Annotated in this window: 8 protein-coding genes, 1 tRNA gene and 1 riboswitch; of the genes, 7 read left to right on the top strand and 2 right to left on the bottom strand. The window is 67.9% G+C overall.

Features of this window, described 5'->3' with window-relative positions:
* Window positions 1-242 precede the first annotated feature (242 nt).
* The gene (locus AC2W7M_RS12575) at window positions 243-1,037 is read right to left on the bottom strand and encodes a thymidylate synthase (protein WP_486132645.1); all 795 of its coding nucleotides are present in this window, start codon (window positions 1,035-1,037) and stop codon (window positions 243-245) included.
* 191 nt (window positions 1,038-1,228) lie between these two features.
* Window positions 1,229-1,359: riboswitch (TPP riboswitch) on the top strand.
* A gap of 84 nt (window positions 1,360-1,443) precedes the next feature.
* Between AC2W7M_RS12575 and thiC the strand changes: the two genes are divergently transcribed.
* On the top strand, window positions 1,444-3,312 hold the full coding sequence (gene thiC, locus AC2W7M_RS12570) for a phosphomethylpyrimidine synthase ThiC (RefSeq protein ID WP_486132644.1): 1,869 nt from the start codon (window positions 1,444-1,446) through the stop codon (window positions 3,310-3,312).
* Between the two features lie 75 nt (window positions 3,313-3,387).
* Here thiC and AC2W7M_RS12565 read toward each other — a convergent pair whose 3' ends face one another.
* Complete coding sequence (locus AC2W7M_RS12565; protein WP_486132643.1) at window positions 3,388-3,873, bottom strand: cupin domain-containing protein; 486 nt, start codon at window positions 3,871-3,873, stop codon at window positions 3,388-3,390.
* Window positions 3,874-4,033: 160 nt separating this feature from the next.
* Between AC2W7M_RS12565 and AC2W7M_RS12560 the strand changes: the two genes are divergently transcribed.
* The 6 genes from AC2W7M_RS12560 to cas7e form a co-directional block, all read left to right on the top strand.
* Window positions 4,034-4,110, top strand: a tRNA-His gene (locus tag AC2W7M_RS12560).
* Between the two features lie 429 nt (window positions 4,111-4,539).
* Window positions 4,540-5,280, top strand: coding sequence for a CRISPR-associated endonuclease Cas3'' (locus AC2W7M_RS12555; RefSeq protein WP_486132642.1), 741 nt, complete (start codon window positions 4,540-4,542; stop codon window positions 5,278-5,280).
* The gene (gene cas3, locus AC2W7M_RS12550; RefSeq protein WP_486132646.1) at window positions 5,187-7,130 is read left to right on the top strand and encodes a CRISPR-associated helicase Cas3'; all 1,944 of its coding nucleotides are present in this window, start codon (window positions 5,187-5,189) and stop codon (window positions 7,128-7,130) included. The genes AC2W7M_RS12555 and cas3 overlap by 94 nt, the downstream gene beginning before the upstream one ends.
* A gap of 39 nt (window positions 7,131-7,169) precedes the next feature.
* Window positions 7,170-8,711 (top strand): type I-E CRISPR-associated protein Cse1/CasA, encoded by a 1,542-nt coding sequence (casA, locus tag AC2W7M_RS12545; RefSeq protein WP_486132641.1) that lies wholly within the window; start codon window positions 7,170-7,172, stop codon window positions 8,709-8,711.
* Window positions 8,708-9,268, top strand: coding sequence for a type I-E CRISPR-associated protein Cse2/CasB (gene casB / locus AC2W7M_RS12540; RefSeq protein ID WP_486132640.1), 561 nt, complete (start codon window positions 8,708-8,710; stop codon window positions 9,266-9,268). Before casA ends, casB begins: the two co-directional genes overlap by 4 nt.
* A 26-nt stretch (window positions 9,269-9,294) precedes the next feature.
* The coding region (gene cas7e / locus AC2W7M_RS12535; protein ID WP_486132639.1) for a type I-E CRISPR-associated protein Cas7/Cse4/CasC at window positions 9,295-10,426 on the top strand (1,132 nt) is incomplete at its 3' end.

Raw genomic sequence — 10,426 nt, 5'->3', positions numbered from 1 at the left:
GATCGGGGCTGCCGCCCGCGCCCCGCCGCCTGGCCCGCGCCTGCTCCGCGCACGCTGCCGCCGCTGAGCGCGGCACCCAAGAGCTGACCCAAGAGGCTTCCCGCATCCGATGCCATGGCACCCTCCCTCGAAGAACCGGGCTTCATCGCCCGCGCGCCCGCAGCGGCACGACACGCGCCGCGCAAGCCCGGCTCACATAGCACGTTCCGCGCGCGCGCCGAATGGCCAAGCTGTCGGCCGGCTCAGACGGCCACCTGGGCCTTGATGTGGGGGTGGGGATCGTAGCCCTCGAACGCCACATCCTGGTAGCGGAAGGCGAACAGGTCGGTAACCGCGGGGTTCAGCACCAGCCGCGGCAAGGCGCGTGGCGCGCGCGCGAGCTGCTCGCGCGCCTGGTCGAGATGGTTGAGATAAAGGTGCGCGTCGCCGAGCGTGTGGACGAAGTCGCCCGGCTTCAGGCCCGTCACCTGCGCCACCATATGGGTGAGCAGCGCATAGGAGGCGATGTTGAACGGCACGCCCAGGAACACGTCCGCCGAGCGCTGGTAGAGCTGGCAGGAGAGCCGGCCGTCCGCCACCGCGAACTGGAACAGGCAGTGGCAGGGCGGCAGCGCCATCTTCGGCACGTCCGCCGGGTTCCAGGCGGTGACGATGAGGCGCCGGCTGTCGGGATTGCGGCGGATGTCGGCGACCACCTGCGCGATCTGGTCGATCACCCCGCCCTCGGGGGTGGGCCAGGAGCGCCACTGGTGGCCATAGACCGGCCCCAGCTCGCCGTTCGCATCCGCCCAGTCGTCCCAGATGGAGACGCCATTCTCCTTGAGGTAGCGGATGTTGGTGTCGCCGGCGAGGAACCACAGCAGTTCGTGGACGATGGATTTCAGGTGCAGCTTCTTCGTGGTGACGAGGGGAAAGCCCTCGGCAAGGTCGAAGCGCGACTGATGGCCGAACACCGAGAGGGTGCCGGTGCCGGTGCGGTCGTCCTTGCGCACGCCCTCATTGAGGATGCGCTTCAGCAGGTCGTGATATTGGCGCACGCTCTTTGGTCCGCAGAATCGCTGGTCGGGAGATAAGTCTAGGCTTGGCGCGCGCAAGGGGCCACGGCTGGCCCCCTCTTATGCCCGCTTTCCCGCCGGCCATCGCTGGGCGAGGAAGGACCGTCGCGCGGAAATGAGCCGGCTTTGTGCGACGCAGCGTTGACATTGGCCTTTGGTCTACCTCACACTTGATCCGTTCCAAGGGGGGTCCCGGAAGGGGCTGAGATTTCGCAAGTCTGCCGCCGATCAGCGACGGGCACCGCGTCGACCCTTTGAACCTGATCCGGGTCATACCGGCGAAGGGATCGGAACCCCGTGCCTGCGGACACGCCGTGTCCGCCGCGCGCCGTCTCCTGAAGCTCAACCCCCGGGTCTCGCTGGAAGCGCAAGCTTGAAGGAGATCCGCATGCTCGACGAAAGCTCGACCTCGTCTTTGAAGGTCACCACCGGCCCGCTGGCGGCCTCCCGCAAGGTCTATGTGGGCGCCGCGCGGCCCGACGTGCGCGTCGCCATGCGCGAGATCGCCATTTCGGACCCGAGCGAGAAGCCGCTGAAGGTCTACGACACCTCCGGCCCCTATACCGACCCTCAGGCGGTGATCGACCTCACCAAGGGCCTGCCGCAGCTGCGCGCCCAGTGGATCCGCGAACGCGGCGACGTGGAGGAGGTGGCCGGCCGGCAGGTGAAGCCCGAGGACAACGGCCTCAAGGAGGGTCAGTCCTCCACGCTGCCGCAGTTCGACCTCACCGGCCGCAGCCCGCTGCGCGCCAAGGCGGGCAAGCGGCCGACCCAGATGGCCTATGCGCGCGCCGGCATCATCACGCCCGAGATGGAATATGTCGCCGCCCGCGAAAACCTCGCGCGCGCCAATGGCGGCGCCCATCCGCACCATCAGGCCATGGGCCTCGGCGCAACCATCCCGGCCGACATCACGCCGGAATTCGTGCGCCAGGAGGTGGCGCGCGGGCGGGCCATCATTCCCAACAACATCAACCATCCCGAAACCGAGCCGATGGCCATCGGCCGGAACTTCCTGGTGAAAATCAACGCCAATATCGGCAATTCGGCCGTGACCTCGGGCGTCGCCGAGGAGGTGGACAAGCTGGTGTGGGCGATCCGCTGGGGCGCCGACACGGTGATGGACCTCTCCACGGGGAAGAACATCCACACCATCCGCGAATGGATCATGCGCAATTCGCCGGTGCCGATCGGCACCGTGCCGATCTACCAGGCGCTGGAGAAGGTGAACGGCGTCGCCGAGGACCTCACCTGGGAGATCTTCCGCGACACGGTGATCGAGCAGGCCGAGCAGGGCGTGGACTACATGACGGTCCATGCCGGCGTGCGGCTGCCTTATGTGCCGCTGACCGCGAACCGGGTGACCGGCATCGTCTCGCGCGGCGGCTCGATCATGGCCAAGTGGTGCCTCGCGCACCACAAGGAGAGCTTCCTCTACGAGAATTTCGAGGAATTGTGCGAGATCCTCGCCCAGTATGACGTCGCCTTCTCGCTCGGCGACGGCCTGCGCCCCGGCTCCATCGCCGATGCCAACGACGCGGCCCAGTTCGCCGAGCTGGAGACGCTCGGCGAACTGACCGAGATCGCCTGGAAGTACGACTGCCAGGTGATGATCGAGGGCCCCGGCCACGTGCCGCTGCACCTCATCCGCGAGAATGTGGAGAAGCAGCTCAAGGTCTGCCACGAGGCGCCGTTCTACACGCTCGGCCCGCTGGTGACCGACATCTCCCCCGGCTACGACCACATCTCCTCCGCCATCGGCGCGGCCATGATCGGCTGGTTCGGCACGGCGATGCTCTGCTACGTCACGCCGAAGGAGCATCTCGGCCTGCCCGACCGCGACGACGTGAAGGCGGGCGTGATCTCCTACAAGATCGCCGCCCACGCCGCCGATCTCGCCAAGGGGCACCCGGCCGCGCGCATCCGCGACGATGCGCTCTCCCGGGCCCGCTTCACCTTCCGCTGGCGCGACCAGTTCGCGCTCTCGCTCGACCCGGAGACGGCCGAGCGCTTCCACGACGAGACGCTTCCCGCCGAGGGCGCCAAGGTGGCGCACTTCTGCTCCATGTGCGGGCCGAAATTCTGCTCCATGAAGATCTCGCAGGAGCTGAAGATCGAGGCCGGCGACATCGCCCGCGCCGAGGCCGACAACCTCGCCTCCGCCGGCATGGCGCAGATGGCGCAGAAGTTCCGCGACGGCGGCGGGAAGATCTACGCCCCCGCCCCCGACGTGGCGCCGCCGCCCGCGGCGGAATGAGCATCAAGCCCCCCGCACGGGCTCTGTGCCCATGCGGGGGCTTGAGCGGCTTTTGCCGGGCCTTGGGCTCTTGCCCTAATAGGGGCGGCCATCCTTGTGGGTGTACGCCCATTTGCCGTCGGGGCCGAGCTCAGCCTTGATGTCATCGACGGGATATTCGCCCGCGTCGCCCGCGGTGCGGTCGCCGATCTCCAGATAGACCACATCCCTTTCCGTGCGGTTCACCAGCTGATGCGCGATCCCCCGCGCAGGGAAGCCGGCGCACATGCCAGGGGACAGCACCATCTCCCCCTCGTCAGTCACCAGCGTCGGCTCCCCTTCGAGGATGTAGACGAACTCGTCCTGCCTTGTATGGCGATGGAGCAGCGCCGATTCGCCGCCGGGGGCGAGGGTGGTGAGGTTCACGCCGAAATTGGTGAGGCCGAACAGGTCGCCGAGCGGGCGCTTCTCCCGCTTGCTCATGCGGGAGAAGAAGGGTTCGGGATAGCTGGAGGGCTTGGCCCTTGCCGGCGCCGCACCGGCAGTGATGGCCCGCACCGGCGGGTGGCCCGTATCGCTCATGTCACCGGCCCTTTCCCTCTCCCGGCCATTGTGGTGCTGGATCGGGGCTGGAAGCTAGGCCGAAATTCCCGGGGTGCAAGCGCCGAAAAATCCTTGAAATGGGTTCTTGCGCCGCGTAGGTTCCGCGCTCTCCGACGCCCCTCAGGGCGCGGAATGCCGTGCAGGTGTAGCTCAGTTGGTTAGAGCGCCGGTCTGTGGAACCGGAGGTCGGTGGTTCGAGCCCACCCACCTGTACCATCATAAATATCTGATAATACACATATTTTTATCTGCGGAACGGCTGTTGGCCGAGATGGTTCCCGCCAATTGTCGCCACCTTGTCGCCACAGCATTGCACTGCTGCCATGGCGCAGGCTCTCTTGGCGAATGCGCCGCATTCATTCGTCCGAAACGGAGGCCCGGTCGATGCCGAGCGCCTTCACTTAGCATCCAATATTGCTGCCACTCAGCCTGCGCGTGCGCCGCTGAAAGGCGTCAGCACGTGCCCGCACGGCGAAGCGATTGCCATCTGCAGTAGAGCCCTACATGCTTCAGTCTGAGGCCAGCATTAGCGGTCTGACCGCCATTGCCGCAGTTGGTGTTACCTTGGCTACTGATGCAGCCGCCGACACGTTCGCGCATCATGCGAAACGATAGGCTCCTCTGGCGCTCATTCGGGGAGGCCTCTTGCTCAATCCGGGCGACCTTTGGGCCAAATTGCATTGGGAGGCCGGCGCCGTCATCCGATGGCATTCGCTGGTCGACCATTCGGCCGACGTCGCAGCCGTCATGTCGCAGTTGCTGGCGCAGTCGACGATCCGGGGGCGCCTGAGCGCAGCCGCGCGATGCGATGAACTGGACGAGGTGACCTGCGCGCGCCTGTGTGCACTGGCCTTCCTGCATGACATCGGCAAGGCAAATCGCGGCTTTCGGGCACGGACCAGTCCGACCGCCGCAACGGTCGGGCATATCAACGAACTGGCCTGGCTGTTCGACGGAAGCGATGCGGTGGCCTGCGCGCTTTGCGACCGGCTATTCGACGTCCTCGGATTTGATCGCCTGCTGAGCTGGTTCGAGACCGACGACTTCTCGCTCATCGACGCGGTCTTCGCCCATCACGGCCGCCCCTGGCTGCGCAGTGGACACCAGGGGGGCGATCCCCCCGACAGTCGGCGGCACTGGACGCCGGGCGCCGATGGCGATCCGATCGCCGATCTCGCCGTCATGCGGGCCAAGATGGACGGGTGGATGCCTGCCGCGTTCGGAAGCGGCCCGCCGCTGCCAGCGGAACCGGCATTCCAGCACGCCTTCGCAGGTCTTCTGATGCTGGCGGACTGGCTCGGCTCCGACGAGCGTTTCTTCCCTTCGCAAACGGGGCGGATGTTAACCGCTTTTCCTTCGCCAGGGATGCGGCCGCAAAGGCGCTAGAGCGGGTCGGGCTTTCCGTTGAGGGGCACCGCGCCGCGCTTCGCGCGTCCGGATCGGACTTTGCGCGCGCCTTCCATCTCCCTGCGCCGCGTCCGATCCAGCAGGCAGCGGCCGAGCCCTCGTCGCGCCGGCTCGTGCTGGAGGCGGAGACCGGCTCGGGCAAGACGGAGGCTGCGCTCTGGCGCTTCAAGCTCCTGTTCGAGCAGGGGCTGGTGGATGGCCTCTATTTCGCGCTGCCCACCCGTGTTGCCGCCTCGCAGATCTTCGCGCGCGTGAAGCAGTTTCGCGACCGCATCTTCCCGGAAGACGAAAGGCCGGGCGTCGTGCTGGCGGTCCCTGGGCAGGCGCGCTTCGACGAGGCGCAGGCGGAAATGTTGCCGCAATTCGGCGTCCAGTGGAGCGACGCCGCGGAGCACGCGGACGAGCGCTGGGCGGCCGAGCGGCCGAAGCGGTTTCTTGCTGCGACCCTGTGCGTCGGCACCATCGACCAGGCCCTCCTGTCGGTGGTCAGGGTCAAGCACGCGCACCTGCGCGGCGCCGCGCTGCTGCGGCATCTGCTGGTGGTGGACGAGGTCCATGCGTCGGAAACCTATTCCGGCGCCCTGCTGCGGCACCTTCTGGATGCGCACGAGGCGGGGGGCGGCCACGCGCTGTTGCTCTCCGCAACGCTCGGCAGCGCCATGCGCGGCCACCTGCTTGGCGCGCCGGCCGTTCCGTTCGAGCAGGCGGTCGCGGCGCCCTATCCTGCGGCGAGCTGGGCGGAAGATGGCCAGGAACGGCGCCTCGCGGTGACGCGGGACGGGCAGCTGTCGAAGCCGGTCGCCGTGGAGGTCGCGCCAATCCTCGCCGATGCGGACGCCATCGCGGCCCGCGCGCTCGCGGCAGCACAGCGCGGCGCCGCCGTGCTGGTGGTCCGCAACACGGTCTTCGGCGCAATCGCGGTGGCGCAGGCGCTGGAGCGGCTGGCGGGCGCGGACAGTCGCCTGCTGTTCCGCGTGGCCGGCGTGAACACGCTGCACCATGCCCGGTTCGCGGTCGAGGATCGCTGGCTGCTCGATGCGGCGGTGGAGGAGCGGCTGGGCAAGGCGCGGCCGAGCGGGCAGGGGATCATCGTGGTGGGCACGCAGACGCTCGAAATCTCCCTCGATCTCGATGCGGACCTGCTTTTGAGCGACCTTGCGCCCGTGGATGTGCTGCTGCAGCGCATCGGCCGGCTGCACCGCCACGCGCGGGTGCGGCCCGACGGCTTCGGGACGCCGCGCATGGTCCTCCTGACGCCGGCCGACCGCGATCTGATCGCCCGGCCTTCGGCGCTCACGCGCTACGGGCTCGGCGTGCGGGGGGACGGCGGCGGCATCTATCCTGATCTTCGAGTGATCGAAGCAACTTTGCGTCTGGCCGAGCGACACCGCACCTGGACCATTCCGGATATGAACCGCCTCTTGGTGGAATCCGCGACACACCCCGACTGCCTACGCGCCCTGGAGCGGGACGACCCGCGATGGGATGCGATCGGCGGCGCGCGCGAGGGCACGGAAGTGAGCCACAGGCAGGCGGCGGAACAGGCGCGGATCGATCGGACAAAGCCGTTCTCGCAATGCCATATCCCCCGGGATGAGGTGCTCGGAACGCGGCTCGGCATGGGCGACCGCATGGTGTTGTTCGATCCACCGCTCCGCGGACCGTTCGGCAGCGCGATCAGCGCGCTGCGGCTTCCCGGTTTTCTTGCGGAGGGAATTCCTGGAGATGCTGTCCCATCGGAAGTTGTGGACGAATTCCACCACCTATCTTTCCGTTTGGGAGACAGGGTGTTTCAGTACGGACGCTGGGGACTGCTGAAAGCCCGATAAGTCTCAGAATGGGACGGCGCTGCAGCTGGGGGGACTGCAATGAACCTGCTCACGGAAGAGCTCATCCGTGCGAACGTTCTCGGTTGCGGCCCGGCGGCATTTTCCCTCCCCGGCATTATCGCTGCCCTCATGCGGGACGAGGTGGAGAGTTTTCGCGCCTTGCGCCCGCATCAGCGCCAAGCGTGGCACGCCTTTCAGGCGCAGATCGGGGCGCTGGCCCTGCTCGCGGCCGGGCTGCGCGAGGCGCCGGCCGACGAAGCTGCCTGGGTTGGGCTGCTTCGGGGCCTCACGTCGGACTTTCCCGGCGACGAGCCCTGGTGCCTTCTGAGCGCGCCAGACAAGCCGGCTTTACTCCAGCCGCCGCTTCCGGAGGGCAGTCTCGATGCCTTGAAGAGCCTCGTCGAGACGCCGGACGCGCTCGACATGCTGGTGACCGCCAAGAACCACGACCTCAAGGCCGAGGTGATGCGGCGGGCCCAGCCCGATGACTGGCTGTTCGCGCTGGTGACGCTGCAGACCATGGAAGGCTTCCTCGGCGCGGGAAATTACGGAATCTCCCGCATGAATGGCGGGTTCGCCAATCGCGCCGCGCTGTCCATCGTGCCCGAGGGACGGCCCGGCCGGCATCTGCGGCGTGATATGGAGCGCCTCGTTGCGCTGCGCGGGGAAAGGCCGTTTCCCGGCTATATGCCGGCTGGGGGTCTGGCCCTCTCCTGGCTCATCCCCTGGGATGGCGCGACCTCGCTCCGGCCGTCAGAGCTCGATCCCTATTATGTGGACGTGTGCCGCCGCATGCGCCTCGCCTCGCGCGACGGCCGCCTCGTGGCTCGCACCGGTGGATCGAAAGTCCCCCGCATCGCGCCGATCCCCGGTGGCGTGACTGGCGACCCCTGGTCGCCCGTCGTTCACGACAAGGCCGGCGACAAGGTGTTCACCGCCAGTGCCGAGGGCTTCGGCTACCGCCGCATTGTGGAGTTGGTGTTCTCCGACACCATCGACCCATCGCCGCTGCAGGAGATTGCGCCCGGGGACGCTGACACGGGCCTCGTCCTTCTCGCCCGTGCGCTGGTGCGCGGGCAGGGCAAGACCGAGGGCCTGCACGAGCGCCGAGTCCCGATCTCGAAGACCGTCATCCTGCCCTTGGGGCGCGCCAAGGCGAGCGATCCGGTGGCTCGTGCAGCCCGCGAGCGGGTCGAACTCGCCGGCATTCTCCAGAACCGCGTACTCGGCCAGGCCCTCCTCGCGCTGTTCGAGAACGGTCCGGACGAAATCGACTTCCGCGACAAGGGCGCGGCCGCGCGCGCATCCGGTTTCCTGAAGCGGTTCGATGAGATCGTCGATCGCGACTTCTTTCCGCGTCTTTGGCAGGAGTTCGAGCCAGGAGCCGATGCACATGCGGTGCGCGCGCTCTGGATTGCCGATCTGCTCGGCGAAGCCGCTGAACTTGTCGATGAAGCAGACCGCAGCGGCTCGAAATCAGCCTGGCGGCGCTACAAGGCGCGGGCGCGGGCGGAGGCGGTGATGCGCGGGACGCCGCGCCGCAATCCGAAGCTCAGCCCCTATCTGGCGGAGGCCCGATGAACCAGCCCGACAACGCTGCCGACACGCGCGAAAACGCGCCGTCCGAAGGACCTGCGGCTATAGCGGGCCGCATCGCCTCCGTCCTTGGAGAGAAGAGCTGCGGGACCGGGCCGCTGGCGGAGCTGCGCCGCCTCGATCCCAGCGGCGCGCTGGCCTCGCCTGCTTTGCACCGGCTGCTTGCGCGCCACCTGCCGCCCGAGCGCGTGAAGTGGCGCGAGGATCTACGGGACTGGGCGCTCATCGTCCATTGTCTCGCGCTCGCCGCGCCGGGGCAGCTCGGCGGCGAATCTCGGCTCGGCCGTGCGCTCCAGCAGGCCGGTCTCAAGGAGCAACGGTTCACGCGCCTGCTCCAGGCCAGCCCGGAAGAACTGCGCGATCTCTTCCCTCGCACGGTTCGCTTCCTGGTCCAAAAGGGCGGCCGGCTAAGCGCGCCGTCAACTGCTTGGCTCGTTCTCTCCGCGCGTAGCGACACATGGGGGCCGAGCGTCCGCCAGGAGATGGCGGGCGACTACTACCGTTCCGAATACGAAGCCCGTGCGGCGAGCGCCGCCGATTGACTGTTCTCCCTCCGAGGTCACACGCCATGACGCGCTTCATCCAGATTCACAGCCTCGTCTCCTATCCGGGAGTGCTGCTCAACCGCGACGACGCCGGCCTCGCCAAGCGTCTGCCCTATGGTGGGGCGACGCGCATCCGCGTGTCCTCTCAGTGCCTCAAGCGTCACTGGCGGCGCGCCGAGGACGAATGGGCACTGAAGGCTATCGGCGCGCCCATGGGGTGGCGCTCGCGCGAGATCGTCGAACGGGAAATCTTGCCGAAGCTCGGCGGTTCGGAGGCGGTGCGCGATGGCATCGGCGCGGCGCTGGTGCGGCACATCTACGGCAAGAACAGCGCCCAGGTGAAGGACCGCCAGGCCATGCTGCTCGGCCAGCCCGAGATCGATTATCTTACCCGGCTTGCGGCGGAGGCCGCCTCTGAGGCGTCCGACGCCAAGTCGGCCGAGGCGGCCATCGACGCACGCATCGGCAAGGGCGAGGGGAAGCGCAATCTTGCCACCATGAAGGAGGTGGCGGGCAATCTGGCGGCCGGACTGGAGGCCGCGCTGTTCGGGCGGATGGTCACCTCCGACCCCGAGGCGAACACGGACGCGGCGATCCATGTGGCGCACAGCTTCACGGTGCACAGCCAGGAGAGCGAGAGCGACTACTTCACCGTGGTCGACGACCTGCGACAGCGCGACGACGATGCCGGCTCCGGCGGCATCTTCGACACCGAGCTCACCTCTGGCCTGTTCTACGGCTATGTGGTGGTGGACGTGCCGCTGCTGGTGACCAACCTTTCCGGCGACAGGGACCTGGCGGCGAAGGTGGTGGAGCATCTCATCCATCTCATCGCCACCGTGTCGCCCGGCGCCAAGAAGGGGTCCACCGCGCCCTACGGCTACGCCGACCTTGTCCTGGTGGAGATGGGGCGGCGGCAGCCGCGCTCGCTCGCCGGCGCGTTCCGCAAACCCGTTGCTCTCACTGGTGACACCGCGACCGGCGCCGTGAAGGCACTTGCCGAACAGCTCGGTCGCCTCGACGCGGCCTACGGCGGACACGAGGCGCGGGGGCTTCTCTCTGTGATCGACGCCACGCCGTCGAGCCTCGGTACGCCCGAAGGCCTGGACAGCCTCGCAGCCCGTGCCGCCGCCGCCGTGCGCGGCGCCGGCGCGC

It is taken from the genome of Xanthobacter sp. BG11Y11_SDJG, from assembly GCF_057364445.1.
This window is presented reverse-complemented; position numbering and strand designations above follow the sequence as displayed.